This window comes from Kitasatospora xanthocidica, assembly GCF_014656195.1.
Lineage (GTDB): Bacteria > Actinomycetota > Actinomycetes > Streptomycetales > Streptomycetaceae > Kitasatospora > Kitasatospora xanthocidica.
The window spans coordinates 49,768-76,403 of record NZ_BNBY01000032.1; the positions used below are offsets into that span (position 1 = coordinate 49,768).

The 26,636-nt window shown below is 75.1% G+C and carries 23 protein-coding genes and 1 pseudogene; 18 read left to right on the forward strand and 6 right to left on the reverse strand.

Translation table 11 applies throughout. The features are described 5' to 3' along the window. Positions 1-108: 108 nt before the first annotated feature. The 3 genes from IE332_RS34725 to IE332_RS34735 all read right to left on the reverse strand — a co-directional run bounded on the left by IE332_RS34725 (position 109) and on the right by IE332_RS34735 (position 2,488). Positions 109-531, reverse strand: a complete 423-nt coding sequence (locus IE332_RS34725; protein ID WP_189924429.1) for a GlcG/HbpS family heme-binding protein — start codon at positions 529-531, stop codon at positions 109-111. A 52-nt stretch (positions 532-583) separates the two neighbouring features. After that, positions 584-1,783: an MFS transporter gene (locus tag IE332_RS34730; RefSeq protein WP_189924431.1), complete on the reverse strand. Its 1,200-nt coding sequence runs from the start codon at positions 1,781-1,783 to the stop codon at positions 584-586. A gap of 237 nt (positions 1,784-2,020) precedes the next feature. After that, on the reverse strand, positions 2,021-2,488 hold the full coding sequence (locus IE332_RS34735; protein ID WP_189924433.1) for a MarR family winged helix-turn-helix transcriptional regulator: 468 nt from the start codon (positions 2,486-2,488) through the stop codon (positions 2,021-2,023). A 327-nt stretch (positions 2,489-2,815) separates the two neighbouring features. Here IE332_RS34735 and IE332_RS34740 point away from each other — a divergent pair, with 327 nt between their 5' ends. From IE332_RS34740 to IE332_RS34775, 8 genes and pseudogenes are all read left to right on the forward strand, one after another. After that, complete coding sequence (locus IE332_RS34740; protein ID WP_189924435.1) at positions 2,816-3,406, forward strand: lytic polysaccharide monooxygenase auxiliary activity family 9 protein; 591 nt, start codon at positions 2,816-2,818, stop codon at positions 3,404-3,406. Between the two features lie 89 nt (positions 3,407-3,495). After that, positions 3,496-4,062 (forward strand): TetR/AcrR family transcriptional regulator, encoded by a 567-nt coding sequence (locus IE332_RS34745; RefSeq protein WP_189924437.1) that lies wholly within the window; start codon positions 3,496-3,498, stop codon positions 4,060-4,062. 149 nt (positions 4,063-4,211) lie between these two features. Next, a complete protein-coding gene (locus IE332_RS34750) occupies positions 4,212-4,652 on the forward strand; it encodes an SRPBCC family protein (RefSeq protein WP_189924440.1) in 441 nt (146 codons plus the stop codon). A 56-nt stretch (positions 4,653-4,708) separates the two neighbouring features. Continuing rightward, positions 4,709-6,058: a carotenoid oxygenase family protein gene (locus IE332_RS34755; protein WP_189924442.1), complete on the forward strand. Its 1,350-nt coding sequence runs from the start codon at positions 4,709-4,711 to the stop codon at positions 6,056-6,058. A 290-nt stretch (positions 6,059-6,348) separates the two neighbouring features. After that, the gene (locus IE332_RS34760; protein WP_189924483.1) at positions 6,349-7,614 is read left to right on the forward strand and encodes an NAD(P)/FAD-dependent oxidoreductase; all 1,266 of its coding nucleotides are present in this window, start codon (positions 6,349-6,351) and stop codon (positions 7,612-7,614) included. A gap of 301 nt (positions 7,615-7,915) precedes the next feature. Next, positions 7,916-8,452: pseudogene (locus IE332_RS41475) on the forward strand (sigma-70 family RNA polymerase sigma factor); the annotation flags it as partial. A 131-nt stretch (positions 8,453-8,583) separates the two neighbouring features. After that, positions 8,584-9,585 carry a MerR family transcriptional regulator gene (locus IE332_RS34770; RefSeq protein WP_189924444.1) on the forward strand — a complete coding sequence of 334 codons (1,002 nt, stop codon included), beginning with the start codon at positions 8,584-8,586 and terminating at the stop codon, positions 9,583-9,585. 96 nt (positions 9,586-9,681) lie between these two features. Continuing rightward, positions 9,682-11,184 carry an SDR family oxidoreductase gene (locus IE332_RS34775; RefSeq protein ID WP_189924446.1) on the forward strand — a complete coding sequence of 501 codons (1,503 nt, stop codon included), beginning with the start codon at positions 9,682-9,684 and terminating at the stop codon, positions 11,182-11,184. Here IE332_RS34775 and IE332_RS34780 read toward each other — a convergent pair. Further along, positions 11,147-11,449 (reverse strand): hypothetical protein, encoded by a 303-nt coding sequence (locus tag IE332_RS34780; protein WP_189924448.1) that lies wholly within the window; start codon positions 11,447-11,449, stop codon positions 11,147-11,149. The two genes, IE332_RS34775 and IE332_RS34780, sit on opposite strands and share 38 nt — an antisense overlap. A gap of 241 nt (positions 11,450-11,690) precedes the next feature. Then, the gene (locus tag IE332_RS34785) at positions 11,691-12,074 is read right to left on the reverse strand and encodes a hypothetical protein (RefSeq protein ID WP_189924450.1); all 384 of its coding nucleotides are present in this window, start codon (positions 12,072-12,074) and stop codon (positions 11,691-11,693) included. A 240-nt stretch (positions 12,075-12,314) separates the two neighbouring features. On the opposite strand from IE332_RS34785, the gene IE332_RS34790 reads away from it, so the two are divergent. The 6 genes from IE332_RS34790 (at position 12,315) to IE332_RS34815 (ending at position 20,352) form a co-directional block, all read left to right on the forward strand. Continuing rightward, positions 12,315-13,172: a GNAT family N-acetyltransferase gene (locus IE332_RS34790; protein ID WP_189924452.1), complete on the forward strand. Its 858-nt coding sequence runs from the start codon at positions 12,315-12,317 to the stop codon at positions 13,170-13,172. Between the two features lie 109 nt (positions 13,173-13,281). Then, positions 13,282-13,506 carry a translation initiation factor IF-1 gene (infA, locus tag IE332_RS34795; protein WP_189924455.1) on the forward strand — a complete coding sequence of 75 codons (225 nt, stop codon included), beginning with the start codon at positions 13,282-13,284 and terminating at the stop codon, positions 13,504-13,506. Between the two features lie 151 nt (positions 13,507-13,657). Further along, positions 13,658-14,728, forward strand: a complete 1,071-nt coding sequence (locus tag IE332_RS34800; RefSeq protein ID WP_189924457.1) for an alpha/beta fold hydrolase — start codon at positions 13,658-13,660, stop codon at positions 14,726-14,728. A 283-nt stretch (positions 14,729-15,011) separates the two neighbouring features. Next, positions 15,012-16,190 (forward strand): hypothetical protein, encoded by a 1,179-nt coding sequence (locus IE332_RS34805; protein ID WP_189924459.1) that lies wholly within the window; start codon positions 15,012-15,014, stop codon positions 16,188-16,190. A 66-nt stretch (positions 16,191-16,256) separates the two neighbouring features. Next, a complete protein-coding gene (locus IE332_RS34810; RefSeq protein WP_189924462.1) occupies positions 16,257-19,202 on the forward strand; it encodes a serine/threonine-protein kinase in 2,946 nt (981 codons plus the stop codon). Between the two features lie 124 nt (positions 19,203-19,326). Continuing rightward, the gene (locus IE332_RS34815) at positions 19,327-20,352 is read left to right on the forward strand and encodes a DUF4232 domain-containing protein (RefSeq protein ID WP_189924464.1); all 1,026 of its coding nucleotides are present in this window, start codon (positions 19,327-19,329) and stop codon (positions 20,350-20,352) included. 51 nt (positions 20,353-20,403) lie between these two features. On the opposite strand, the gene IE332_RS34820 is transcribed toward IE332_RS34815, so the two are convergent. Beyond that, on the reverse strand, positions 20,404-22,437 hold the full coding sequence (locus IE332_RS34820) for a WD40 repeat domain-containing protein (RefSeq protein ID WP_189924466.1): 2,034 nt from the start codon (positions 22,435-22,437) through the stop codon (positions 20,404-20,406). Between the two features lie 341 nt (positions 22,438-22,778). Between IE332_RS34820 and IE332_RS34825 the strand changes: the two genes are divergently transcribed. The 4 genes from IE332_RS34825 (at position 22,779) to IE332_RS34840 (ending at position 26,581) form a co-directional block, all read left to right on the forward strand. Further along, positions 22,779-23,957 carry an RNA-guided endonuclease InsQ/TnpB family protein gene (locus IE332_RS34825; protein WP_189924468.1) on the forward strand — a complete coding sequence of 393 codons (1,179 nt, stop codon included), beginning with the start codon at positions 22,779-22,781 and terminating at the stop codon, positions 23,955-23,957. A 529-nt stretch (positions 23,958-24,486) separates the two neighbouring features. Further along, a complete protein-coding gene (locus IE332_RS34830) occupies positions 24,487-25,281 on the forward strand; it encodes a glycoside hydrolase family 25 protein (protein WP_189924470.1) in 795 nt (264 codons plus the stop codon). A 47-nt stretch (positions 25,282-25,328) separates the two neighbouring features. Further along, entirely contained in the window at positions 25,329-25,895 is a 567-nt protein-coding gene (locus IE332_RS34835; protein ID WP_189924472.1) for a C40 family peptidase, read from the forward strand. A 335-nt stretch (positions 25,896-26,230) separates the two neighbouring features. Then, on the forward strand, positions 26,231-26,581 hold the full coding sequence (locus tag IE332_RS34840; protein WP_189924474.1) for a hypothetical protein: 351 nt from the start codon (positions 26,231-26,233) through the stop codon (positions 26,579-26,581). Positions 26,582-26,636: the final 55 nt, after the last annotated feature.

Below are 26,636 nucleotides of genomic sequence, written 5' to 3' on the forward strand. Positions count from 1 at the left end.
ACCTCGCCCTCGCTCCGTCCGGGCACAGGGGAACGGCGGCCCCGCCCGTCGGGGGCGGGGCCGCCGTCGGGCGGAGCGGGCGGGGTCGCTGTCAGGCGGGCCGCTCCGTCAGGCGAGCTGCTCCAGGGCGGTGGTGGCGAAGGAGTGGTCCTGCTCGGGGGCGCCGCCGCCGATGCCGATGGCGCCGATCAGGCGGCCGTCGCGGTGGACGGGGATGCCGCCGGCGATGAACAGCAGGGGGCGGTCCAGCGCGGTGGGCAGGGAGTGGAACGGGCCGTCCGGCTTGACGAGGTCGACCAGGTCGGCGGTCGGGGCGTTCAGCTGGAGGGCGGTGTAGGCCTTGCGGGTGCTGGTCTCGCCGGAGATCAGCACGGCGCGGTCGTCGCGGCGGAAGGCGAGCAGGTGCCCGCCCGCGTCCAGGACGGTGACGCTGACCGTGGCCCCGGCCGCCTCGGCGGCGGCGCGGGCGGCGGAGACGAGGGTCTCGGCGTCGGCGGTGGTCAGCGGGGCGACGGCGGTGGTGGTGCTCATGGTGGTGCTTCTCCAGGGGTGAAGGGGGAGGGGGGAAGGCGGGAGCGATCGGTCAGTGGTGGACGGGGACGGCGGCCGGTGCGGGGGCGGCGGCGGCCGAGGCCGCGGGGGCGCGGCGCTCCAGGGCGGCGGACCAGAGGGCGAGCAGGAGCGCGGCGGCGGCGAGGGCGGCGCCGACCCAGTTCGGGGCGGTGTAGCCGAGGCCGCCGGCGATGACGATCCCGCCGAGCCAGGCGGCCAGCGCGTTGCCGAGGTTGAACGCCCCGATGTTGACGGCCGAGGCCAGGGTGGGCGCGCCGTGGGCCTGGTCCAGCACCCGCTTCTGCAGCGGCGGCACGGTGGCGAAGCCGAGGGCGCCGACGAGCAGGACGGTGACGGCGGCGAGGACCTTGCTGTGCGCGGTGAGGGTGAACACCGCCAGGACGACCGCGAGGCCGCCGAGGGTGGTGTAGAGCATCGGCATCAGCTTGCGGTCGGCGAACTTGCCGCCGAGCAGGTTGCCGAGGAACATCCCGACGCCGAACAGCACCAGCAGCCAGGTGACCGCGCCCTCGGAGTAGCCGGCGACGTTGGTCATCATCGGCGCGATGTAGGTGATCGCGGCGAAGACGCCGCCGAAGCCGAGGACGGTCATCGCCATCGCCAGCAGCACCTGAGGGTTGCGGAAGGCGGTCAGCTCGCGGCGCAGGTGGGCGCCCTCGGGGCGCGGCGTGGCGGGCACCAGCCTGGCGATGCCGAGCAGGCCGGCCACGCCGAGCACGGCGACGATGCCGAAGGTGGTGCGCCAGCCGACGGCCTGGCCGATGAAGGTGCCGGCCGGCACGCCGACGATGTTGGCGACGGTCAGCCCGGTGAACATGGTGGCGATGGCGCCGGCCTTCTTCTCGGGGGCGACCAGTTCGGCGGCGACGACGGAGCCGATGCCGAAGAAGGCGCCGTGGGCCAGTGAGGTCACGATGCGACCGGCCAGCATCAGCGGGAAGTTCGGGGCGACCGCGGAGAGCAGGTTGCCGACCACGAACAGGCCCATCAGCAGCATCAGCATCGTCTTGCGGCTGATCCGGGTGCCGAGGGCGGTCATCAGCGGGGCGCCGATGACGACGCCGAGGGCGTAGCCGGTGACCAGCAGGCCCGCGTCGGGGATGGAGACGCCGTAGTCGCCGGCGATCTGGGGCAGCAGGCCCATGATCACGAACTCGGTGGTCCCGATCCCGAACGCGCCGATGGCCAGGGCGAGGAGTGCGAGGGGCATGGGCCCGAACCCTTCCGTGAGTGCTTGAGTGGGCGTCTAGCGTGCTTTCACAATAGTTGCAGACGCGCGATAAGTGCAAGCGCAGACAGGAGGCGTGTGCAGGAGGATGTGGTGGGAGGGGCGGCGCGGGGCCGTCCGGAAACGCCGACGGGCCCGATCCGTCCGGTGTCGCGGGGCGGCGGGGACGGGTCGGGCCCGGTGGGGGTGGCGGGGGAGCGGCCGGCGGGCCGCCCGGGGTCAGGGGCGGGGTGCGGCGGCGTCCACGGCCTCGACCGCCTTGACCAGCGAGACCAGCTCGGGGTTCCGGGCGGCCTCGTCGAGCGCCTCCCGCAGGGCGGCGTCGTTGGTCGGCCGGGCCTCCTCCAGGAGCTTCAGGCCGTCCTCGCTCACGTTGGTGTAGATCCCGCGGCGGTCGGTCGGGCACAGGTAGCGCGCCAGCAGGCCGCGGTCCTCCAGGCGGGTGACCAGGCGGGTGGTGGCGCTCTGGCTGAGCACGACGGCGTCGGCGACCTGCTTCATCTGCAGGTGCCCGCCCTCGCCGTCGTGCTGGCGGCTGAGGACGTCGAGCAGCGAGTACTCCCGCACGCTCAGGTCGTGCTTGGACTGCAGGGCGCGCTCGATGTGCGACTCGATCCTGCCGTGCAGGAGGGACAGTGCGCCCCAACCGCTGGCGAGGGCGGTGAGCGCGGGGTCCGTGGCGGTCATGGGGCCTGGCCTCCTTCCGGATACGGGTGTGCTCCAGCCAGGATAAGCCATGGATTGAAATATCGGCTAGAGCCTGTATAGCGCTCATGCAATTACTTAGGGCTTTCTCGCGGGCCGGATGGCACATCAGATGGCACCGCGGGGGCGGGGGCCGCCGCAATGGTTCAGACCATTGACGCCCGGGGAGGCGGCTCCTACGGTGTCGGGCAACCGGCCTGGCGCGAGCACGCCAGTCGTCGGCCGGGCCCCGTGCGCACCCCCACGCGCACGCCCGTCCGCACGCCCCGCGCCGGGCGCACACTCCATCCACCCCCACGGAGGAGCACCATGCGCAAACGCCACCTGATCGGGGCCGCCGCGGCCGCGATCGTCCTGCCGATCGCGCTGGCCCTGCCGGCCCAGTCGCACGGCTTCGTCAACCAGCCCCCCAGCCGCTCCGCGCTCTGCGGCGCCGACGCCGTCCCGTGGGACTGCGGCGACATCCAGTGGGAGCCCCAGAGCGTCGAGGGCCCCAAGGGCTTCCCGGGCCGCGGCCCGGCCGACGGCACCATCTGCGCCGGCGGGGACGGACGCTGGGCCCCGCTGGACAACCCGCGCGGCGGCGCCTGGCCCACCACCAAGGTGACGGCGGGCCAGCAGCTCACCTTCACCTGGGAGATCGAGGCCCGCCACTCCACCACCAACTTCAAGTACTACCTGACCAAGCCCGGCTACAACGCGAGCCAGCCGATCACCCGGGCCGCCCTGGACCTGACCCCCTTCCTGACCGTCCCCTACAACGGCCGCCAGCCCGCCGCGACCACCACCCACACCGCGACCCTGCCCACCGGCCGCACCGGCCACCAGGTGATCGTCGCCGTCTGGGAGATCGCCGACACCGGCAACGCCTTCTACTCCTGCACCGACGTCCAGTTCTGACGTCCGGCCCCGCCCGACCGTCCGGCCCCGCCGGGTCCGCGCCCGGCGGGGTCTTGACGGTCCGTAAGTGTGAGTGGTTGAGTACTCACATGCAGACGGAACGCCGCCGACAGTTGTCCACCGCCGAGGAGCGCCGGGAGACGGTGCTGCGCACCGCGATCGGGGCCTTCGCCGCCCGCGGCTACTTCGGGACCACCACCACCGAGGTCGCCAAGGCGGCCGGGATCTCCCAGGCGTACGTCTACCGGCTCTTCCCGAGCAAGGAGTCGCTCTTCGTCGCCGTCGTCGAGCACTGCTTCGTCCAGGTGAGGGCCAGCCTGGAGCGGGCCGCCGCCGAGGCGACCGGCAGCTCCGCCGAGGTGGTGCTGCACGCGATGGGGGAGTCCTACGCCCGGCTGATCAGCGACAACGACCTGATGCTGATCCAGCTGCACGCCCAGGCGGCGGCGGTCTCCGAGCCGGCCGTGCGGGAGGCGGTGCGCCAGGGCTACGCCCGCCTGGTGGAGTACGTCCGCGGCGCCTCCGGCGGCGACGAGGGGCAGGTCCAGGAGTTCTTCGCCACCGGGATGCTCTGCCACCTGCTGGTCTCGATGGGCGCCGACGCCGTGGACGCGCCCTGGACCAGGACCCTGTCCGCCGGGATCACCCACTTCTGAACCCGCTGTCCCGCCTGTCGCCCGACCCGCCCACTGTCGACCGCCCGGCCCCGTACCGGCGGGGCGCGCACCCCCTGCGCGCGCCCCGCCGTTTCTTCGGCCGAGAGTGTGAGTGGTCAACCATACATAGTCTGAGAGGAAGTCCCGCCATGACCGGCATCGACCCCACCGCCCCCGTCATCGCCCGCCTGTCCACCGTCATCGACGCGCCCCTGGACACCGTCTGGGCCCTGCACACCGGCATCGGCGACTGGCCCGTCTGGAACACCGACATCGACCAGGCCCGCCTCCACAGCCCGCTCGCCGAGGGCGCCGTCTTCACCTGGCGCACCCACGGGCTGACCATCACCTCGACCGTCCGCGAGCTGGTGCCCGGCGCCCGGATCGTCTGGGGCGGCCCCGCCAACGGCATCGACGGCGTCCACGTGTGGACCTTCGAGCAGACCGGCGACCAGGTCACCGTCCACACCGAGGAGTCCTGGAGCGGCGAGCCCGTCGACGCCATGCCGGAGGAACTCGGCCAGGCCCTGCGCACCTCCCTGGAGAGCTGGCTCACCTGCCTCAAGAACCGCGCCGAGAAGCGCGCCTGACCGCCGAGCCACCCAAGCCACCCGAGCCACCCCACCGAGACAGCGAGGACCCGACCATGACCGCCGCCAAGCCCTACCTGACCGGCCACTACACCCCGGCCGTCGACGAGATCACCGCCACCGGGCTGACCGTCGAGGGCACCCTGCCCCCGGAGCTCACCGGCCGGCTCGTCCGCAACAGCCACAACCCCAAGCCCGGCATCACCCCCACCCACTGGTTCAAGGGCAGCGGCATGGTCCACGGCATCCGGCTGCGCGACGGACGCGCCGAGTGGTACCGCAACCGCTGGGTGCGCACCCCCGCCCTGGACGGCGCCCCCTACCTCACCGAACACGGCCCCGACCTGACCGCCAGCACCGCCGGCACCCACGTCATCGAGCACGCCGGACGCCTGCTCGCGCTCAGCGAGGCCAACCTGCCCTTCGAGCTCACCCCCGAACTGGAGACCGTCGGCGCCTACGACTTCGCCGGCACGCTGCGCACCGCGATGACCGCCCACCCCAAGGTCGACCCCGCCACCGGCGAACTGCACTTCTTCGGCTCCTCGCCCCTCCCGCCCTACCTCACCCACCACGTCGCCGACGCGAGCGGCGCGATCGTCCACAGCGCCGAGGTCCCCGGCGCGAGCGCCGCCCTCAAGCACGACTTCGCGATCACCCGCCACCACGTGGTGTTCGTCGAGGGCTCCGTCACCTTCGACCCCGCCGAACACTCCGGCATCCCGTACGGCTGGGACGACGAGCAGCCCGCCCGGATCGGCGTGATGCCGCGCGGCGCGGACGGCGCCGGACGGATCCGCTGGTACCCGGTCGAGCCCGGCTCCCTGCTGCACGCCGCCAACGCCTACGAGGACGAGCGGGGCCGGATCGTCCTGGAGGGCCCGGCCGTCGACCGGGAGGGCTTCGTCCTGTCCTGGAACTGGTGGGTCGGCGCCCCCGGCCGCGGCGCCGAGCCCACCACCGCCTCGCGCACCCGCCGCTGGGTGATCGACCCGGCGGCCGGCACCGTCGCCGAGTGCACCGTGGACGACCTCGCCACCGAGTTCCCCACCATCAACGAGGACCTGCTCGGCGCCGAGCACCGCTACCAGTACGCCGTCTCCTTCCCCGACTCCGACGGCCTCGGCGGCTACGGCGTCGTCAAGTACGACCGCACCACCGGGGAACGCCGCATCCACGAGGTCGGCGACGCCCGGATGCCCAGCGAGGCCGTCTTCGTCCCCGCCGCCGGCGCCACCCGCGAGGACGACGGCTACCTGCTCACCGTCGTCTCCGACCTCAAGCAGGACGCCTCCCGGCTGCTCGTCCTGGACGCCTCCGGCCTCGGACAGCTGGCCGCCGTCCACCTGCCGCGCCGCGTCACGGCCGGCATCCACGGCTCCTGGATCCCGGACACCGCCCACTGAACCCCGGCCCGGCCGCCGTACGGGCCCTGCCCGGCCTCCCGGCGCACGGAACCGGGAGGCCCGTCCAATCCGCCGCCCCGCCCGCTCCGAACAACGGACGCGGCCCCCACGGGCGTTGCCCAGCCGCACCGCACCGCACCGCACACGCACCGCACCGCACGCGCACCGCACCGCACCGGGCCGATCGGAAGGGACCCCCGTTGACCGCCGCCCCCACCGCCGCCACCCCCGCACCCCCGAGCGGACGACCCGCCCCCCGGCGCGCCCCGCGCACCCCCGGCCGCCGCCGGATCGCCGTCGTCGGCGCGGGCGTGGCCGGCCTCACCGCGGCCTGGGAACTGCGGCGCGCCGGCGCCGAGGTCGAACTCTTCGAAGCCGGCGGACGGCTCGGCGGCCACGCCCGCACCCAGCACGTCACCACCCCCGACGGCCGCGAACTCGCCCTGGACACCGGCTTCCTGATCCACGACGAGCACACCTGCCCCCACCTGGTACGGCTCCTGCGCGACCTCGCCGTCCCCACCCGGGACGCCGACGCGGCCATCGCCGTGCACTGCGAGGGCTGCGGCCTCGAGTACGCCGGCACCGACGGACCGGCCGGACTCCTCGCCCGTCCCGAACCGCTGCTGCGCCCCCGCTACCTGCGCCTGCTCGCCGACATCCCACGCTTCCGCGCCCGCGCCCGCCGCCTGCTCACCCACCCCGGCGCCGGCGACCCCACCCTGCGCGACTTCCTCCTCGACGAATGCTTCTCCGGCTACTTCGCCCACCACTACCTGGCCCCCCTCGTCGCCGCCGCCCGCCCCTGCACCGCCCCCGACCCGGCCGGCGACCACCCCGCCCGCCACCTGTTCGCCCTCCTCGACCGGCACGGCCTGCTCTCGGACTCCCGCCCGCCCGCCTGGCGCACCGTCACCGGCGGATCCGCCGCGTACGTGCGGCGCATCGCCGACCGCCTCACCGCCGTCCACCGCCACACCCCCGTCCGGGCGGTCCACCGCCACCTCGACGGCATCACCCTCACCACCGCGGACGGCCGCCGCGCCGAGGCCGACGCCGTCGTCGTCGCCACCCACGCCGGCCAGGCCCTGGACCTGCTCGCCGACCCCACCCGCGCCGAACGCGAGGTCCTCGCCGCCTTCCGCTACACCCGCACCCCGACCGTCCTGCACCGCGACACCTCCGTCCTGCCCGGCACCCGGTGGGCCCGCGGCTCCTGGAACTACCGCATGCCCCACTGCACCGCCCCGGCCGGCACGGCGCGGATCAGCCATCACCTCAACCGGCTGCTGCGCCTGGACACCGCCGAGGACTACCTGGTCACCCGCAACGAGGCGCCCCACGACCCCGTCCCCGAGCACCTGGTGATCTCCCGCGCCGTCCACGAGCACCCCGTCCACACCGCCGAGACCGTCGCCGCCCAGCGCCGGCTGCCCGGACTCAGCACCGGACGCACCGCGTTCGCCGGAGCCCACCACGGCTGGGGCTCCCCCGAGGACGGCTGCCGCTCCGGCCTGGCCGCCGCCCGCGCCCTGCTCGGCGCCGGCGCCCCCTGACACCCGCCGGTACGACCTGACGCCCGCCGGTACGACCTGACGCCCGCCGGGCCCCGGCCACTGGCACAAAACGCTGCGCAAACGCTGCGAGTACCCGGACGGGCCGGCCCTGCGCGACGGTCGGAGGGTGCCGGCGACGATCGACCGGGCACCCGGCGGGCCCGCCCCCGAGGCGCCCGCCCCCCACGCACCCGGCGCCGGGACGCCAACCCCCGAGGCCCCCGGCGCCGGGCCGCCGACCCCCGAGGCACCCGCCGACCGGGGGAGCGGTGACCGGGGCAGCGCCGACCGGCGGGCCGGGCTGCGCGCGCTGCTGGACCGGACCGCCCGCGGCGACGAACGGGCCTTCGAGGACCTCTACGGCGCCACCGCCGCGGCCGTCCTCGCCCTGGTCCTGCGCGTGCTGCGGGACCGCGCCCAGGCCGAGGAGGTGACCCAGGAGGTGTTCTGGCAGGTGTGGCGGGAGGCGCCGCGCTACCGCCCCGAGCGCGGCGAGGTCCTGCCCTGGCTGCTCACCCTGGCCCACCGGCGAGCCGTCGACCGGGTCCGCTCCGCCCGCGCCGCCGCCGACCGCGACCGCGCCGCCGCCCTGCGCGCCTACACCCCGGACTTCGACCAGGTCGCCGACCAGGCCATCGACCGGGTCGAGGGCCGGCGGGAACGCGACCGGCTCCGGCGCGCCCTGGCCACGCTGAGCGAGGTCCAGCGCGAGTGCCTGCTCCTGGTCTACGTCGGCGGCTGCACCCAGGCCCAGGCCGCCGCCCGGACCGGGGCGCCGCTGGGCACCGTCAAGACCCGCATCCGCGACGCCCTGCGCCACCTGCGCGGCCACCTCGGCGACGGCCCCGACGGCCCCGGTGCCCCCGACGGCCCCGGTGCCCCCGGCGGCTCCGGTGCCCCCGGCGTCCGGGCGTGGCGGTCCGCGCGTCCGCCCGGCACCGCGCCCCGCCCCGCCGTAGGCTCGCCGCCGTGACCGCCCCCGCCGCCGCGGCCGCCGCCGCCCTGACCACCGGCGCCCTCGCCCGACGGCTCGGTGTCTCGCCCACCACCGTCCGCTCCTGGGAGAGCCGCTACGGCATCGGCCCGGCCCACCGTGACCCCGGACGCCACCGCCGGTGGGGGCCGCAGGACGTGGCCGTGCTGGAGGAGATGTGCCGCCTCACCGCCCGCGGCGTCGCCCCCGCCGAAGCCGCGCGCGCCGCCCTGGCCACCCGTACCGGACCGGCCGGCGGTACGGCGGCCCCGCTTCCGCGCCAGACCCCGGCCGTGCCCGCCCCCGGCGGCAACACCCTGCCGGTGGGCACCGTCCGCCCCGAGTGCCGGGGACTGGCCCGCGCCGCCGTACGCCTCGACGCGCCCGAGATGGCCCGCATCCTGCGCCGCTCCATCGACGACCTCGGCGCGGTCACCGCCTGGACCGAGGTCATGACCCCGGCCCTGCGGGCGGCCGGCCGCAAGTGGGCCGCCGAGGGCGAACGCTGCGTCGAGGTGGAACACCTGCTCTCCTGGCACGTCGCCGCCGCCCTGCGCCGGGCCGCCGACCGGGCCGCCGACCGGACCCGCGACGGGGCCGGGGACCCGGACGACGTGCCGCCGGGACCGGCCGCGCTGCTGGCCGGCATGCCCACCGAACTGCACTCCCTGCCGCTGGAGGCGGTCGCCGCGGGGCTGGCCGAACGCGGGCTGCCGTTCCGGATGTTCGGCGCCGCCCTGCCCACCGAGGCGCTCCTGGAGGCGGTGCGCCGCACCGGCCCGCCTGCCGTCCTACTCTGGTCCCAGGTCGCCCGCACCGCCGACCGGGCGCTGGCCCACCGCGTCGCCCGCACCACCTGGGGCCCGCACGGCGCGCGCACCGGCCCCGTCGTGCTGGCCGCCGGCCCCGGCTGGGCCGGCCCCCGCCGCCCGCCCGGCACCCTGAGACCCCGTGACCTGGCCACCGCCCTCGACCAGTTGGAGCGACTGCTGCGCTGACCGGCCCGCCCCGGCCCGGCCACGGTCCGGCGGTGTCGAAAGGACACCGAGAGGACGTCGAGAGGACAGCGAGAGGACGTCGAAAGGAGACGGACGATGGACGAGCGACCCCCGACCGGACGGCACTGCCTGGTCACCGGAGCCACCGGCTACATCGGCGGCCGCCTGGTACCCGAACTCCTCGCCGCCGGGCACCGGGTGCGCTGCCTGGCCCGCGACCCCGGACGGCTGCGCGACCAGCCGTGGCGCGCCGGCGTCGAGGCGGTGACCGGCGACGTCACCCGGCCCGGGACCCTGGCCGGCGCCTTCGACGGCGTCGACGTCGCGTACTACCTTGTCCACTCGCTCGGCACCGGCCCGCACTTCGACACCACCGACCGGCACGCCGCCCGCGCCTTCGCCCGGGCCGCCGCCGCGGCCGGGGTGGCCCGCATCGTCTACCTCAGCGGGCTGCTGCCCGCCGGCGTCCCCGAACCCGAACTCTCCGCGCACCTGCGCTCGCGCGCCGAGGTCGGCCGCGTCCTGCGCTCCACCGGGGTGCCCACCACCGAACTGCGGGCCGCGGTCATCATCGGCTCCGGCTCCGCCTCCTTCGAGATGCTCCGCTACCTCACCGAGCGCCTGCCCGTCATGGTCACCCCCCGCTGGGTCGACACCCGCATCCAGCCCATCGCCGTCCGCGACGTACTGGCCTACCTGGTCGGCGCCGCCGGTCTGCCGCCCCAGGCCGACCGGCCCTTCGACATCGGCGGACCGGACGTCCTCACCTACCGCCTGATGATGCACCGCTACGCCGAGGCGGCCGGCCTGCACCGGCGGCTGATCCTGCCCGTGCCCGTCCTGACCCCGGCCCTGTCCAGCCACTGGGTCGGCCTGGTCACCCCCGTCCCCGGCCCGCTCGCCCGCCCGCTGGTGGAATCCCTGCGCCACGAGGTGGTCTGCCACGAGCACGACATCGCCCGCTGGATCCCCGACCCGCCCGGCGGCCTCACCGGCTTCGACCGCGCCGTCGAACTCGCCCTGCGCCGCGTCCGGGACGCCCGCGTCGACACCCGCTGGTCCTCCGCCTCCCTGCCCGGTGCGCCCAGCGACCCGCTGCCCACCGACCCCGACTGGGCCGGCGGCAGCCTCTACCAGGACTTGCGCGAACGGCATGTGGCCGCCGACCCGGCGGCCCTGTGGCGGGTCGTCGAGGGCATCGGCGGTGACAACGGCTGGTACTCCCTGCCCTTCGCCTGGGCCCTGCGCGGCACCCTCGACCGCCTGGCCGGCGGCGTCGGCCTGCGCCGCGGCCGCCGCGACCGCCACCGCCTGCGGGTCGGCGACGCCCTCGACTTCTGGCGGGTGGAGGAGATCGAACCCGGCCGCCTGCTGCGCCTGCGGGCCGAGATGCGGCTGCCCGGCCTGGCCTGGCTCGAACTGCGGGTCGCCCCCGACGGGGACGGCGGCGCGCGCTACCGCCAGCGCGCCCTGTTCCACCCGCACGGCCTGGCCGGACACGCCTACTGGTGGGCGATGGCGCCCTTCCACGGCCCGGTGTTCGGCGCCATGGCGCGCAACATCACCGACCGCGCCCGCCGACCGGGCCCGCCTCCCTGACCGCGCCGGCCTCTTCGGCGGGGCCGCTGCCCTCGGCGGGGCCGGCCGGCTCCAGGGCCACGTCGAGCACATCCACCATCCGGCGCAGCTTCTGCTGCACCCGCACCGCCTCCGGCCGCGGCACCCGCACCACCGCCCGGGCCGGGGCCGGCGCCGCGGTGCTGAAGGCGAGGTCCAGCACGCGGTGGTTGTTGAGGGTGGAGGCGAGCCGCGCCAGCGTCCCCGTGGTGGGGCGCAGGGTGACGGTGAGCCGGGCGTGTTCCATGGCGACGGTCCTGTCTGTGGGTGGGACTGGCGGGCCGGAAAAGCAGAAAGACCCCTCGCGGAGTGCGAGAGGTCTGCGTGCGGGCGGTGGGCCGGGGAGGGTCACTCCTCCCGGCACGGTGCCGGCACGCCGCGGCTGATAATCAGCTGCTGCTGCATGCCACGCATGCTGGCAGAAACCCGCGGGGGTGGGACGGGCCGTCTCACCCTGCGGGACACCGGGGGCGATACCGCAGTCGCGCTCAGTCGTAGACGTGCCCGGGCGACACGCGCCGGGGCAGGGGCAGTCGCCAGTCGCCCTCCCGGGCGGTGAGGACCCGACGGGCCGAGGCCCGCATCCCGTCCCAGCGCGCCTCGGCGGCCAGGGCGTCGGCCCACCGGCCGGTGGCCGTCCCGCCGAAGAGCCGGTGGATGGTCCTGACGTCCTCCAGGACCTCCGGTGCGAGGGTTCCCCGCTCCGCCATGGCCTCGGCCAGTTGCAGGACGAGCTCGATGTCATCGGCCAGGGCGGCGGTCCGCACCCGGTGCTCACGGGCCCAGGCCAGCTGGTCGGCGGGGTCGGCCGCGAGGACGGCCAGCAACCGCCTCGTCCAGCGCTGCCCGAGGTCGTTGTCGTCAGGGTTCATCGGAGCAGGGTCGCACCGGACCGTCCCGGCCCGCCCGCCCGGGGCTCCGGCGGTGAAACCGGTTGGTCCGGTCGGCTCCGGGCTGCTACGGTCTGCGAAGCCGTGATGACGACGCGAGGAGGTGAGACCCATGAAGGCGGTAACCGCGTGGGTGCTCCCCCTCTTCACCACGGCGGGCGATTGACGTTCATGTCGCCCGGGAGAGCGCCTCGTACCAGGCACTCCCGAAAGGCAACACCCATGAACGTCTCGCACCCCGCCCCGGACCACTCCGCTCCGGACCGTTCCACCCCTGGTCATTCCACTCCGGGCCTTTCGACCCCGGCCGCCGACGGCCGCGCGCTCGTGGTCACCCGGATCTCGGACACCCAGTGGCAGGCCGTGGAGGACGACCGCGTGGTCGGCAGCGGCGACACCTCGCGCCGGCCCGACGGACGGCTGTTCGTCAGCGTCGACGCCTGGCAGGGCCCGGTCTTCGACCGCATCGCCCGCACCATGCTGACCGACCTGCCCGAACCGCTGCACACCGTCACCGACGAGGCCGACCAGGAGGCGACCGCCGCCTGGCAGCGCGTCGGCTTCGCGGTCGTACGCCGCGAGTGGGGCTACACCGTGCCCACCGACCCGCGCACCACCGGCCTCGGCCCGGTACGGCCCCCGGCGGGCGTGACCGTCCTGGCGCCCGGCGAGGCGCGGGAGGAGCCGCTGCGCGACCTGGACCGGGCCATCCACCGGGAGGTCGAGGCCGGCGCCGGCTGGTCGGCGATGCCCGCCCAGATCCTGCCCCGCCCGGCGGGCACCACCGTGGTCCACCCCGTGAAGTACACCGTGGCCCACGAGGACGGCCGCTACGTCGGGCTGCTGCGGACCGCGCCGCTGCCGCGCCGGCCGCGGATCGGCCTGCTCGCCGTGCGCGCCGACCACCAGCGCCGCGGCATCGCCCGCGCACTGCTGGCCCACGCACTGGACTCGCTGCACCGCGACGGCGTCACCACGGCCTGGGCCGAGGTGGCGGAGACCAACGCGGCCGCCACCGCCCTGTTCGAGGGCATCGGCGCCTGCCGCGCGGGCAGCACCCTCGAACTCGTCCGACACTGACGCCAACCGGCACCACCACGGACACCACCGGCGCCACCCGGCGCCACCGACAGCACCGCCACCACGGCGCCGCCCCGGCGCCCCATCACCGAACGGAGAGGTGAGAGACATGGCCAAGACAGCAGACGGCATCGAAGTCGAAGGCACCGTCACCGAGTGCCTGCGCAACGCCACCTTCAGGGTGGAACTGTCCAACGGGCACATCGTGCTCGCCCACATCAGCGGCAAGGTCCGCAAGAACCACATCAAGATCCTCCCGCACGACCGGGTGCTCGTGGAGCTCAGCCCCTACGACCTCACCCGCGGCCGGATCCGCTACCGCTACCGCTCATAGCGGTTCTCGGTACGGTCATCCTTCCGTGACTCCGTCCGGTGACTCAGCGTCATGTGACTGATGTGCGTGAGCGCTTCGCGGCTCACAGTGGGTGGGGCCGGCCGCCGGATCCCGGCGCCGGCCGACACCACCGCACCACGGAGGAACGAGCATGATCGACAGGCGCACCTTCACCAAGGCCGTCGGGTTCGGGGCGGGCGCGAGCGCCCTGTCCCTGGCGGCCCCGCCCCAGAGCGCCCAGGCCGCCCCGGCCGCGCCCGCAGCACCCGCCCCGGGAGCCGCCGGCCCCGCCGGCCCCGCCGGGTCCGCCGGGCGGACCGGGTTCGCCCGGACGGCGCAGGTCCGCGCCGGGGTGCTGGACGTCGGCTACGCCGAGGACGGCCCGGCGGACGGTCCCGTGGTCGTCTGCCTGCACGGCTGGCCGTACGACATCCACAGCTACGTGGACGTGGCACCGCTGCTCGCCGCGCAGGGCTACCGGGTGATCGTGCCCTACCTGCGCGGGCACGGCACGACGCGCTTCCTGTCCGCCCGCACGCCCCGCAACGCCCAGCAGGCGGCGGTCGCGTTGGACGTCGTCGCGCTGATGGACGCGCTGGGGATCGAACGGGCGGTGCTGGCCGGCTTCGACTGGGGCTCGCGCACCGCCGACATCGTCGCCGCGCTGTGGCCCGAGCGGGTCAAGGCGCTGGTGTCGGTCAGCGGATACCTGATCACCGACGTGGCGAAGCAGCGGGAGCCGCTGGCGGCCGCCGCCGAGCACACCTGGTGGTACCAGTTCTACTTCGCCACCGAGCGCGGCCGCCTGGCCATGGAGGACCGGGACAAGCGGCGCGCCCTGTGCCGCCTGGTCTGGGAGAACGTCTCACCGACCTGGGCCTTCGACGACGCCGTGTTCGAGCGCACCGCCGTCGCCTTCGACAACCCCGACTACCCGGCGATCGTCATCCACAACTACCGCTGGCGGCTGGGCCTTGCCGAGGGCGAGCACCGCTACGACCGGCTGGAGCAGCGGCTCGCCGCCCGGCCCCGGATCGCCGTGCCCACCGTCACCCTCGACCCCGGGCGCGACCCCTTCACCGCCCCCGGAGACGGCACCGGCTACCGCCAGTACTTCACCGGCCCCTACCTCCACCGCACCCTCGCGGACGTCGGCCACAACCTGCCGCAGGAGGCGCCGGACGCCTTCGTCCGGGCCGTCCTGGACGCCGACCGCCTCTGACGGCCCGGCCTGCCGGGGGTCTGCCGACGGGTCAGCCGGGGGTCGGCGCTTCGCGGACCCGGCCGGGAGCTACCGTCCGCGGCGTCGACGGCCCCGGGCTCCCCGCGACACCACGCGGGGAGCCCGGAGCCGTTCACCTGTTCATCCTCCCGACCGCTCGCCCGCGAACTTCCCGATCGCGTAACGGGACTGACGTATCGTCCGGGACACCCGGCGCGACACCCCCCGAGGTCGCTAGCCTCTACACCGGAACAAGGGGCGGGCGAACGGCGTGGGGTGGGGCGTGGCGAGCGACCTGGCGGCGTTGCGCCGCATGGAACGCCATCTGCGGGGCCGCCCCGAGCGGGCCGACTTCCTGCTCGACCTCTCCAACATCGTCCGCGAACGCGGCCTGGGCGGCGGCACCCCCCGGGCGCTGGACCGGCTGCGCCTGGTCCTGGCGGCGCTGCGCGCCTTCGAACAGGACCGGGAGGTCACCGTCCACGCCATCGCCGACGACAGCCTGCTGCGCCCCGAGTACGACGCGCTCTACCCCGACCCCGCCGAGCCCGCCCTGCTGCGGCAATGGCGCGACCACGGCCTGATCACCTCCCGCGAGAGCGCCGACCCCGACCTGCTCGACCACGCCCGGTCGCTCGGCACCCCCGTCATCAGCAGCGACCTCTACACCGGCCACCGCGGCCGCCACCCCTGGATCCAGGGCGACCGCGAGCGGTTCCTCGCCCCCGCATGGGGCGGCGGCCGCCCGGTGCGCCTGGTCCGCCGCGACATGCGGGTGTTCGCCGACCGGGTCGTCTCCCGGGAACGCGAGATCGACGACCTGCGGGCGAGCAACCTGCTGGTCCGCGGCCGGCCCCGCGCCGAGATCCTGGAACGCTCCTGGCGGTGCCCGGTCGACGGCTGCCACCCCGCCCCCGCCGTGCGGCGCGACAAGGTGGTCTGCCGCGCGCACGGCACCCTGCTGAAGGACACCGGCCCCCGGCGTCGCCGCGCCCAGCTCAAGGTCCTGGTCGACGGGGAGTGCCGCGCCTGGGAGAACCTCACCGAGGACGACCGCACCGAATTCGTCCTCGGCCGGGCCAACCTCGCCCGCATCGAGGACCGGCACCTCGACGAGGACCGGCGCCTGGCCGTCTCCCGCCGGCACCTGCTGATCGTCTCCCGCCGCGGCACGCTGCGGGCACTCGACACCAGCGGCAAGGCCGTCAGCAGGATCCGCACGATCCGCCCCGGACAGGACCCCACCCCCTGGAAACCGCTCCCGCACCTGCGGGAAGCCTGCGAACAGCGGCCCCGCGAACGGCTGTTCCACGCCTTCGGCCCGGACGACGAGATCGAGGTCCAACCCGGGATCGTCCTGCGCCGCAGCGGCCAGCGCTGGCCCGGCGAACGCGCCGAGGGCGTGCGCGCCAAACCGCCCAGGCGCCCGCCGGACGGCGACGAGCCGACGCGCCAGGGCTGACGCGCCGGGCGCGCTGGGACCGACGGACCACCGGGAACGCCCGCGACGCCTCCGGGCGGTGCTCCGGTGAGGAACAGTGAGGGGATCACGGTGGAGTACCTGGAGGACGACGATCCCGAGACGATCGGCCCGTACCGGCTCTTCGGCCGGCTCGGCCGGGGCGGCTGGGGCAACGTCTACTACGCCCGGCGCACCGGCCACGACGTACGGTTCGGACGCGGCGTGGCGCTCAAGACCATCCGCCCCGACCGGCTCGCGCGCGACCCCGAGCTCTTCCGCCGCCGCTTCGACCGCGAGGTCGTGGCCGCCCGCGCGGTCGACAGCGCCTACACCGCCGAGGTGGTCGACGCCGACACCGGCGCCGCCGAACCCTGGTTCGCCACCTGCTACATCCGCGGCGTCGACCTGGCCACCGCCCTGGAGGTCTGCGGCGGCCCGCTGCCACTGCGCACCTGGCGGGTGCTCGCCACCGGCCTGGTCAACGCGCTGGACGCCATCCACGCGGCCGGCCTGGTCCACCGCGACCTCAAACTCGGCAACGTCCTGCTGGCCGGCGCCGGACCGCGGGTCATCGACTTCGGCATCGCCCGCCACCTCGACCCCGCCGACGAGACCGTGCTGACAGGTACCCAGGTCCCCGCGACGATCACCTTCGCCGCGCCCGAGCAACTGCTCTACCAGGAGGTCGGCCCGGCCTGCGACGTCTTCGCGCTGGGCCTGGTCCTCGCCTCCGTCGCCCTCAACGGCAACCCCTTCGGCCCGGGGATCCCCAGGCAGATCGCCTCCAACATCCTCAACGGACGGCCGCGGCTGGACGGGCTGCCGCCGGAGGTGGACCGGGTGGTCCGCCCCTGCCTGGAACCGCACCCGGACGACCGCCCCAGGCTCGCCGACCTCGCGGCCCTGCTGCCGGACGCCCCGCCCAAGGCACGCGACTGGTTCCCGCCGGCGCTCTGGGCGGCGGTCGAGGAACGCTCCGGCCTGGCCGTCGACCTGGAGGAACCCCTGCGCCGCCGCCCGGCAGCGGCGGCGGCGCAGCCACGGCCCGGCGCGGCGTCCGGGGCCGAGCCGACCCGGGTCGACCCGCTCGCCGAAGCGCCGATCGAAGCGCCGACCGAATCGCTCGCCGCGTTCGGCGCCCGGCTGCGGCTGGAACACGACCTGGGGCCCACACCGACCACCGCGCAGGGCGGCCAGGGCACCACCCTGCCGCCGCCCCGGCCTTCCGTGCCTTCCGCGCCTTCCGCGCCTTCCGCGCCTTCCGCGCCTTCCGTCCCTCCCGCGCCTCCCGTGCTTCCCCGGCGGCCGGAGGAGCAGCAGCCGCCCGGATCGGAGCAGACGGCCGTCCTGTCCCGGCCCACCCCCGCCGCTTCGCCCGCGCCCACGCCGCCGCTCCGGAGCGGCGTTCCCGGCGCCAAGTACCGGGCCGGCGCGCGGGCCGGGGACCCCGAGGCCATGCACCGGCTCGCCGCCAGCCACCGCAGCGCCCGGGACTGGGGCGCGGCCTTGTGGTGGTACCGGAAGGCCGCCGAGGCGGGCCGGGCCGGGGCGGCCGGCGAGGCCGCCGGGATGATCGAACGCCACCTCCCCGAGCGCCGCGAGCAACTCCTCGCCTTCCACCGGATGGCGGCCGAGGCCGGGGACACCGCGTCGATGATGCGGCTGGGCGAACTGCTGCGGGAGGGCGAGGGAGTGACCGGGCCGATGGAGGCCATCGCCTGGTACGAGCGCGCGGCGGCCCGCCGGCACGAGGGCGCACCCGGGGCAGCGGCCAGGGTCCGCGCCGCCCTGGTCGAACGGTTCGGCCCGCTGACCGAGGAACAGCTGGCGGTGCTGCGGCGCCACGAACTCGCCGCGGCCGAACGGAAGGTCACGGCGATGCTGGCGCTCGGCACCTGGCACCAGGGCCGCAAGCGCGACGAGCAGGCCCTCGGCTGGTTCCTGCGGGCCGCCGCCGAGGGCAGCCCGCACGGCACGACGATGGCCGCCAACCTGCTCAACCGGGATCCCGCCCGGCAGACCGAGGCGGCCGAGTGGTACCACCGGGCGGCCCGGCTCGGCAGCGTGGACGCCGCGCTGTGGGTGGGCCGCCGAACCCGCGACGAGGGCCGGCTCCCCGAGGCCCTGGAACAGCTGCGCCCGGCCGCGGAGAAGGGCCATGTGCCGTCCCTGAAGGACATGGGGGAGATCCTGGAACGGCTCGGCCGGCCGCGGGAGGCACTGGAGCACTACGCCCGGGCCGGCGCGAAGGGGGACGTCCAGGCCAAGAAGGAGGCCCGCCGGGTCCGCCGCGCCCTGGGCCTGGCGGACACCACGCCGCAGGACCCCGCGCCGGCGGAACCCTCGCCTGTACCCCCGCCCCCGCCCGTACCGCCGGCTGCGCCCCTGCCCGTACCGCCCGTGCCCGCCCCGCCCGCGCCCGTACCGCCCGCGCCCGTACCGCCTGCGCCCGTACCGCCTGCGCCGCGTGCCGAGGCGGAGGCCCACGAGCGGGAGGGCCGGACGGCGGAGGCGCTGGAGGCCTTCACCCGGGCCGAGGTCGCGGGCGACCCGGACGCCAAGCACGACGTGGCCCGGCTCTGCCTGCTGCTGCGCGAGGACTCCACCGACCGGCTCGAACGCCGGCGCCTGCGCAAGCGCGCGCTCAAGCGCTACCGCGACCTCGCCGAGGCGGGGGACCTCGGGGCGGTGGCGGTCCTGGTCGACCTCGACGCCGTCAACGCGCACCACTGGCTGCTGCTGGCCGCCATGGCCGGGGAGGTCACCGCCATGCGCCGGGTGGCCCGGATCCGCCTGGAGGACCGCGACCACTGGACCGCCCTCGCCTGGCTGCGGCGGGCCGCCGAAGCCGGCGACACCGGGGCCTGGACGGAGGGCGCCGAGATCCACGAACAGCGCGGCGGTCACCGCCAGGCGCTCGCCTGGTACCGCTGGGCGCAGGAGCACGGCGACACCGACGCGCAGCGGCAGATCGCCCGCCTGGAGGCCGCGCACCCGGAGGCCGCGGACTGAGACGGAACGGCGGGGCGCGGCGGGGCGGGGCGAACCGGGCACGGGCGGGACCATTGCAGAGCTGTTGCACGGGGAGTGGCCCGGCTCACAGCCGTTCGGGTGCGGAGCATGATCGACTCGTCCGATGCACCAGTTCGAGAAGTCCAGCCGTCCGCTGACGGGCCGTCGGCCGGGAGCGGCCGCCGCGGCGGTCGCCGCCGTCCTGCTCACCGGCTGCGGGTCCCAGGTCACCGGGGCGGGCGGCACCCTGGCGCCGTCCGGCAGCGCCGGGCCGTGCGGGGTGGCGCTGCCGTCGCCCACCGCCGGCGCCCAGGTGCCGTCCGCGCTCGCCCGGGACGGGGTGCGGATCACCGCCGTCAACGCGGCCTGCGCGGAGTACGAGGTGACCAACCGGGGCACCGAACCGTCCGACGTCACGGTGCAGTTCGGCCTGTTCTCCCCGGCCGGCGCCGTGAAGGACTACGTGACGGAGACCGTCGCCGCGGTCGCCCCCGGGGCCACCGTGAAGCAGCGGCTCGACCTGAACGGGACCACGCCGACGGCCGGGCCGGGGTCCGGCGCGGCGTTCCCGCCGATCGAACCGGTCCAGCCGACGCGTCCGGGCACCGGCCCGGCCGCGCCGGGCGCCGCACCGCAGCTGAAGATCACCAAGGTCCGCAGCGTGCCCACCGCCGAGGCCCCGCGGCCCGACGGCCCCTGCCCGGCCTCCGGCCTGCGGCTGTACGCCGACGAGGGCGACGCCGCGATGGGCCTGCGCGTGCTCGGCCTGCACCTGCGCAACTGCGGCACGGCCACGGTCGACCTCGACGGCTACCCGACCCTGCAACTCCTCGACCTGGAGCACCGGCCCGTCGACGGGGTGCGGCTGCTGTCCGGCGGCGCCGAGATCGCCACCGGCACCGGCGCCGACAACCCGCCGCAGAAGATCGCGCTGCGCCCGGGCGAGGGCGCCCGCGCCACCCTGGTGTGGCGCAACACCACCCTGGACGGCGCCCCGGAGAACGTCCCCTACGTCAGGGTCCGCGCCACCCCGGACGCGGCCCCCGTGACGGTCACCCCCGAACTCGACCTGGGCACCACCGGCCGCCTGGGCATCGGCGCCTGGGCCCGGGAGTCCGGCGACCCGCGCCCCGCGAGCAGGCCGTCCTGACACCCCGCCGTCCTGACACCCCGCTGTCCTGACACCCCGCCGGCCCACCGCTCAGCCGCAGCCCGGACGGTAGGGGACGGCGGGCAGCAGCCGGGACCACTCCTCGCGGGGCAGCGGCGCGCGCAGCACGGCGCAGGCCCGGGCGGCGGCGGTGCCCGGGGCGAGGGTCCACAGCGCGGCGGCGCCGTCGTCGCCGCCGACCAGGGCGCGCCCGTCGGGCAGGAAGGCCAGGGCCTCCAGCGACTGCCCCGGGCCGGTGACGGTGGCCGGGGCGGAGGCGGCGGCCGGGTCCCACAGCCGCAGCCGGCCGCCGCGGCCGACGCCGGCCACGGCGCGGCCGTCGGGGGTGAAGGCGAGGGCCTGGACGGTGTCGTCGCCCACCGGGTGCTCGCCGACGTCCAGCCGCCGCCCGGTGCGGGTGTCCCAGACGTGGACGAGCCGGTCGTTGCCGGTGGTGGCGAGCTGCCGGCCGTCCGCGCTGACGGCGATCCGGCGCACCAGGTCGTCGTGCCGGAACGGGCTCTGCCGCACCCCGTCGGCCGGGTCGGCGACGGCGAGCAGGTGGACGTACTGGGAGTCGTGGGCGAAGGCCAGTTCGGCGCCGTCGCCGAGGAAGGCGAGCGACAGGACGCGGTCCTTGTCGTCGTGCCGGCGCGGGCGCAGCGGTGAGCCGTCCGGGGCGCCGGTGAGCAGCCGTCCGTCCGCGGTGGCCGCCGCCAGGAGCGAGCCGTCGGGGCTGAGGGCGACGGCCGTGGGCTCGTCGCCGATGCCGGCCGAGGCGCGCGGCGACCCGTCCACGGCGCCGTACACGCGCAGGGAGCCGTCGGCGCCGGCGCTCACCAGGGTGCGGCCGGCCCGGTCGAAGGCCAGGGCGGTGACGGCCCTGCCGGTCGGCGCGGTGACGGTGACCAGGCGGGGCGCCGGTCCGGCCACGTCCCACAGCGCGGTGCGGCCGTCGGCGGTGGCGACCGCCGCCCGGTCCCCGGCCGAGGCGACGGCGGTGACCGGCGGACGGTCCGGGCCCGGTGCCAGGTCGGTGCCGCGCCGCAGGTCCCAGACCAGCACGCTGCCGGACGGCGAGCTGATCCCGGCCGAGGTGACGACGGTGCGGTTGTCGCCGCCGACGGCGACACCGAGGACGAAGGTGGGGTGGCCGCGCAGCTCGGCGGTGACCCGCCGGGTGGGCAGGTCCCAGACCAGGGCGCTGCGGTCGGCGCCGCCGGAGACCAGGGCGGTGCCGTCGGGGGTGAGGCCGAGCGCGTTGACCGAGCCGAGGTGACGGGCCGGCAGGTCGGTGACCGGCCAGTCCTGCGGCTCGTCCTCCTCCCCGGTGGCCGCGCTCCCGGCGCTACCGATGTCGCCGCCCGCCGCGCCGCCCGCCGGGGGCCGCCACAGCCGGATGCCGCCCTGCTCGTCGCCGACCGCCAGCAGCCCCCCGTCGGCCGCGAAGGCCAGCGAGCGCGGGGACGGCGAACGCCCCGAGAACACCACCGGCGCCCCGCCGTCCGCCCGCGCCGGCGCGTCCAGGTCCCGCACCAGTACGGTGCCGTCGGTGGCCGCCGAGGCGATCCGGTGCCCCGCGCCGAAGCCGAGGCCCTGGATCACCCCGGCGTGGTCGACCAGGGTGCGCACCGGCGGGGCGGCGCCCGCGTCGGTGCGCCACACCCACACCCGCCCCGGCAGGTCGGCGTCGCTGGTGCCCGCCGCGAGCAGCGCGCCGTCCCGGCTGAACGCCAGCCGCTTGGCGACGGTGGACGCGCCGGTGGCGCTCGGCGGCATCACCGGGGAGGGCAGCCGCTGCCGGTCGGCCACCCGCCACAGCAGCACCCGCCGCTGCGGGTCACGGGTGAGCGCGGCCGCCAGCAGCCGCCCGTCCGGGCTGAACTCCACGTCCTGCACGGGATGGCCCACCTCTCCCTGCAGTTCGGCGACCAGGGCGGTGGTGGCGGTGTCCCACAGCGCCACCCGGCCCCGCGAGTCGCCGGTGGCGACCAGCCGGCCGTCGGGGCTGAGCGCCAGCGCGTTGACGCCCCACCGGAAACCGGGGATCCGCCCGGCCAGGTACTGGGTCTGGGTGCTCAGCACCGCGTCGTCCGCGCTGCGGCGCAGCTCCGGCACCCCGGCCGCGGCGACCCGGCGGATGACAACGAGGACTCGGCAGATCCGGAGAGCCCGACGAAGGCTGATCCGTTGTGCTCCGTCAGCCCTTTGGCCGAGCAGATCTGCCCAGGTCCAGTTTGGGCCATGAGACCGACCTTCCTCCTCCGCGTTGGTGGCCGCGAGCCCGGTATGGACACCGGCGGCGGGTAGCCGGCTCGATCGGGGCGGTCGCCGGTGCCCAGCACCTGACCAGAGCGGCGGAGACCGCCGCGTTGTCAGAGCTGCGCGCTAGGTTGACCACGACGATCGGAGGGAGGTGTTCCACGATGTTGTCCGGTCGTAAGTATCGGCTTGAACTCGATCAGGCACAGGCTGAGTTGTGTGAGACCTTCGGCAACATCTGCCGCGACGTGTGGAATACCGCTCTTGAACAGCGTCGGGAGTACCGACGCCGTGGGGCATGGATGAACTACGTCCCGCAAGCTGCCGAGTTGGTCGACGCGAAGAAGGACTTCCCCTGGCTCAAGGATGCCCCCTCGCACGTGTTGCAGCAGACCCTTCGCGATCTGGACCGAGCGTGCCGGGAACATGGCATATTCAAGGTCAGGTGGCGTTCCAGGACCCGCTGGTCTCCGTCGTTCCGCTTCCCGGCCGGGAACCTGATCACTGTGGAGCGGATCGGCCGTAAGTGGGGCCGCGCGAAGCTGCCGAAGCTCGGATGGGTTCGGTTTCGCTGGTCCCGCCCGCTCGGCGGCGAGGTCCGTTCGGCCACGGTCACTCGCCAGAGGCAGCACTGGTTTGTCTCCTTTCTGGTGGAAACTGGCACGACCACCCCGGAGCAACACGCCATGCCGAACACGGCCGTGGGCGTGGACCGTGGCGTGAAGGTCGCGGTGACGACCAGCGACGGAGACTTCCGCGACCGGGCATATGCCACCCCCGGTGAGGCCGCCAGACTGCGTCGGCTGCAGCAGCGACTTGCGCGCTCCAGGCGAGGCAGCAACCGCCGCAAAGCCGTGTTGGCGAAGATCAACGTCATCACCGGGCGCGTCCGCAACCGGCGTGTCGAGTTCTGCGCACATACCGCATCCGAGCTGGCCACCCGAAATGCGGTTGTGGTGTTGGAAGACCTCCGCATCCGGTCGATGACCGCCTCAGCGGTTGGCACAGCGGAACAGCCTGGCAGGAACGTCCGAGCCAAAGCCGGGCTGAACCGGGCCATCCTCAACAAGGGATGGCACATGCTCGAACTCGCGCTGCGCAACGCGGCGCGCACCACCGGAACCAGCGTGGTTCTAGTCAACCCCGCGTACACGTCACAGACCTGCAACGCCTGCAAGCACGTGGACTCGAAGTCGCGTAACAGCCAAGCCGACTTCCGATGCACCGCCTGTGGACACCAGGAGCACGCTGACGTGAACGCCGCGAAGAACATCCTCAACGCCGCAGGGCATGCGGTGTCAGGGCGTGGAGACCTCGGCTTTGGCCGGTCTGTGAAGCGCTAACCACCGGCGCCGCACGTGCGACCGGAATCCCGGCCCCTCGGGGCCGGGAGGAAGCCAAGTGGGACTTGTCGTAGTGCACCCGGTGGGCCAGCTCGGACTGCGAGAAGCCCGCCGCCCGGCGCCGCTCACGCAACGCCGTCCCGAAACCCGGCTCCGGCCCGGGCGCCCCGTCCTCCGCCGGGCCCGGCGGCCGCTGCCCCGGACCCTGCTGTCCCGGCACCCGCCCGCGCTTGCCCTCCGTGTCCACCCGCCGCCCCCGATCCGGTCGTGTCCCAACCGTCCAACGAGCCCGCCCGGGGCCGGTCACGGGGTGTCGCACCGACCCCTCGTACGAGTGGGAACGGCAGGTCAGCGGGGTTGTCGGGATGTCCGCACCGGGCGACAACAGGCAACCGGTGCAAGGCCTGCGGCCGCTGGACGAAGCTCTCGGTGGCAGCAGAACCGACCGGACCGCCACCACCCCGGGGACGACGCACCGTCACCACCCCGCCGTCAGCACCCCCCAGCCGCACGCAGAGGAGAACCGCCGATGAACCCCGTCCCCCGCCGCACGATCCGGGGCCTGCTCCGGGGCACGGCCCGGGCGGCCGCCGTGACCGCCCTCGCCCTGTCCGCCCTCGGCGCGACGGCACTCGGCCCGGCCGCGAGCGCCGACGCCGGCCCGCAGGCGTACTCCGTGCGCGGCTTCGACAGCTCCCACCACAGCCACGACACCGGCCACGGCGACCAGGCCTACGACTGGCCGGCCATCGCCCGCGGCGGCCAGTCCTTCGTCTACCTCAAGGCCACCGACGGCCTCACCTTCGACGACGGCTGGTTCACCCGCGACCTCGCCGGCGCCCGCTCGGTGAACCTCATCCACGGCGCCTACCACTTCTTCCGCCCCGACAGCGACGGCACCGCCCAGGCCGACCACTTCCTCGACGTCACCCGCCGCGCCGGCCACACCGGCACCAAGGCGGGCGAACTGCCACCCGCCCTCGACCTGGAACAGTGCACCCGCGACGGCCACCGCCTCCAGCTCGCCCAGGTCAAGGCCTTCCTGAAGCGGGTCGAACAGGCCACCGGCACCGCGCCGATCGTCTACACCCGCCGCGACATCGTCGACGACTGCCTCGGCGGCACCAAGGAACTGAGCGGCCACCACACCTGGCTCGCCCGCTACGGCACCACCGAACCCCGCCCGCTGCCCGGCGCCACCGGCTGGGACTTCTGGCAGTACAGCGAGCAGGCCACGGTGCCCGGCACCGCCGGCCACCCCATGGACGCCGACGTCTTCCACGGCGACCGCGCCGCGCTGCGCCGCCTCGCCCACCTGAACTGACCGAACCTCCGCCCGCACCGTATTCCCCTCGGAAAGGAAACACCGTCATGAACCGCATCCGCCGCTGGACCGTCCCCGCCCTCGCCGCCACCGCCCTGCTCGGCTCGCTCACCCTCACCGCGCCCGCCGTCGCCGCGACCGGCACCGACACCGTCGCCCAGGCGCAGGACCAGCGGGCCGCCGCGCCGAAGATCACCCGCGCCGAGGAGATCCGCCGGGCCACGCGCTGGCTGACCGCCGACGCCGGCAAGCCCGTCCCGTACAGCCAGCACAAGACCTGGAAGGACGGCTACCGCCAGGACTGCTCCGGCTACGCCTCGATGGCGCTCAACCTGCCCAAGCCGGCGCCCAACACCGTCGCGCTGAAGAACAACGGCTGGACCAAGCCCATCAAGATGTCCGAGCTGCGCCAGGGCGACCTGGTCATCAAGGCGAACAGCAACGACCCCGACCACCGCCACGTCGTCGTCTTCGACCACTGGGACAGCGGCAAGCACTCCTACCAGGCCTACGAGCAGGCCGGCCACGTCGGCACCCGGCACACCTCGCACAGCTACGGCCTCAAGGACGGCGACGGCTACCACGCCTACCGCCCGGTCAACCTGGCCGACTGACCCACCGCCACCACCGAGCGGGGGGAGGGGCCCCGGACGGCACCGCGCCGTCCGGGGCCCCGGCGCGTTCCTGACCTCGGAATTCCCGGTGGAAGGAATGCCTTTTCCGGGCCGTACGATTCAGCTCCCGGTAAAACCGTCCTCAAATGCCGCTCATGCACCGGCTGGGGTCCGCACGGGGGTCGCACGGGTTCCGCTCTCCGCGCGTTGCGCCGTTCCGCGATCGTTGAAAACCTTTGGGACGTACCCGGTCGAGGGGAATTTCCGGGGATTTCAAAGTGCGGGGCGAATTCGGTCGTCCCGGGCTTCGGGGAAATGCTGAGAGGGGAATAGAAATGCGCAGGATCATGCGGAACTCGGTCGTTTCCGTCGCCATCGCCGCCGCCGCGGTGGTGGGCCTGGCGACGACGGCCAGCGCGCAGAACTACGTCATCACGGGCGCCTACGGCTACTACGACCCCAACAAGCACATGTTCGGCATCGGCGACACCGAGGCCGACGGCCAGTACCCGTACGTGCAGTGGAAGATCAACGGCGTCAGCCAGGGGGACCTCGTCAACTACAACGGCAACGGCAGCTGGCGGGACGTCACCATCTCCTCCGGCAAGTGGGGCCAGAGCCTGGCGTGGCGGATCTGCCGCTCGGGCGGCGGCGGTTGCTCGCCCTGGCTCTACGAGACCGCCTAATGGGACTTGCTGAGTCGTAGAGACTCGGTGCCGTAGCCGCCAGCAGGTGAGCACT

Excerpts from the sequence above, each read along its gene's own strand:
- IE332_RS34740 (WP_189924435.1), top strand. The coding sequence starts at position 2,816 with ATGCGCAAACGCCACCTGATCGGGGCCGCCGCGGCCGCGATCGTCCTG.
- IE332_RS34800 (WP_189924457.1), top strand. The coding sequence starts at position 13,658 with ATGATCGACAGGCGCACCTTCACCAAGGCCGTCGGGTTCGGGGCGGGC.
- IE332_RS34790 (WP_189924452.1), top strand. The coding sequence starts at position 12,315 with ATGAACGTCTCGCACCCCGCCCCGGACCACTCCGCTCCGGACCGTTCC.
- IE332_RS34785 (WP_189924450.1), bottom strand. The coding sequence starts at position 12,074 with ATGAACCCTGACGACAACGACCTCGGGCAGCGCTGGACGAGGCGGTTG.
- IE332_RS34755 (WP_189924442.1), top strand. The coding sequence starts at position 4,709 with ATGACCGCCGCCAAGCCCTACCTGACCGGCCACTACACCCCGGCCGTC.
- IE332_RS34750 (WP_189924440.1), top strand. The coding sequence starts at position 4,212 with ATGACCGGCATCGACCCCACCGCCCCCGTCATCGCCCGCCTGTCCACC.
- IE332_RS34825 (WP_189924468.1), top strand. The coding sequence starts at position 22,779 with ATGTTGTCCGGTCGTAAGTATCGGCTTGAACTCGATCAGGCACAGGCT.
- IE332_RS34775 (WP_189924446.1), top strand. The coding sequence starts at position 9,682 with ATGGACGAGCGACCCCCGACCGGACGGCACTGCCTGGTCACCGGAGCC.
- IE332_RS34745 (WP_189924437.1), top strand. The coding sequence starts at position 3,496 with ATGCAGACGGAACGCCGCCGACAGTTGTCCACCGCCGAGGAGCGCCGG.
- IE332_RS34735 (WP_189924433.1), bottom strand. The coding sequence starts at position 2,488 with ATGACCGCCACGGACCCCGCGCTCACCGCCCTCGCCAGCGGTTGGGGC.
- IE332_RS34725 (WP_189924429.1), bottom strand. The coding sequence starts at position 531 with ATGAGCACCACCACCGCCGTCGCCCCGCTGACCACCGCCGACGCCGAG.
- IE332_RS34835 (WP_189924472.1), top strand. The coding sequence starts at position 25,329 with ATGAACCGCATCCGCCGCTGGACCGTCCCCGCCCTCGCCGCCACCGCC.
- infA (WP_189924455.1), top strand. The coding sequence starts at position 13,282 with ATGGCCAAGACAGCAGACGGCATCGAAGTCGAAGGCACCGTCACCGAG.
- IE332_RS34840 (WP_189924474.1), top strand. The coding sequence starts at position 26,231 with ATGCGCAGGATCATGCGGAACTCGGTCGTTTCCGTCGCCATCGCCGCC.
- IE332_RS34815 (WP_189924464.1), top strand. The coding sequence starts at position 19,327 with ATGCACCAGTTCGAGAAGTCCAGCCGTCCGCTGACGGGCCGTCGGCCG.
- IE332_RS34780 (WP_189924448.1), bottom strand. The coding sequence starts at position 11,449 with ATGGAACACGCCCGGCTCACCGTCACCCTGCGCCCCACCACGGGGACG.
- IE332_RS34830 (WP_189924470.1), top strand. The coding sequence starts at position 24,487 with ATGAACCCCGTCCCCCGCCGCACGATCCGGGGCCTGCTCCGGGGCACG.
- IE332_RS34730 (WP_189924431.1), bottom strand. The coding sequence starts at position 1,783 with ATGCCCCTCGCACTCCTCGCCCTGGCCATCGGCGCGTTCGGGATCGGG.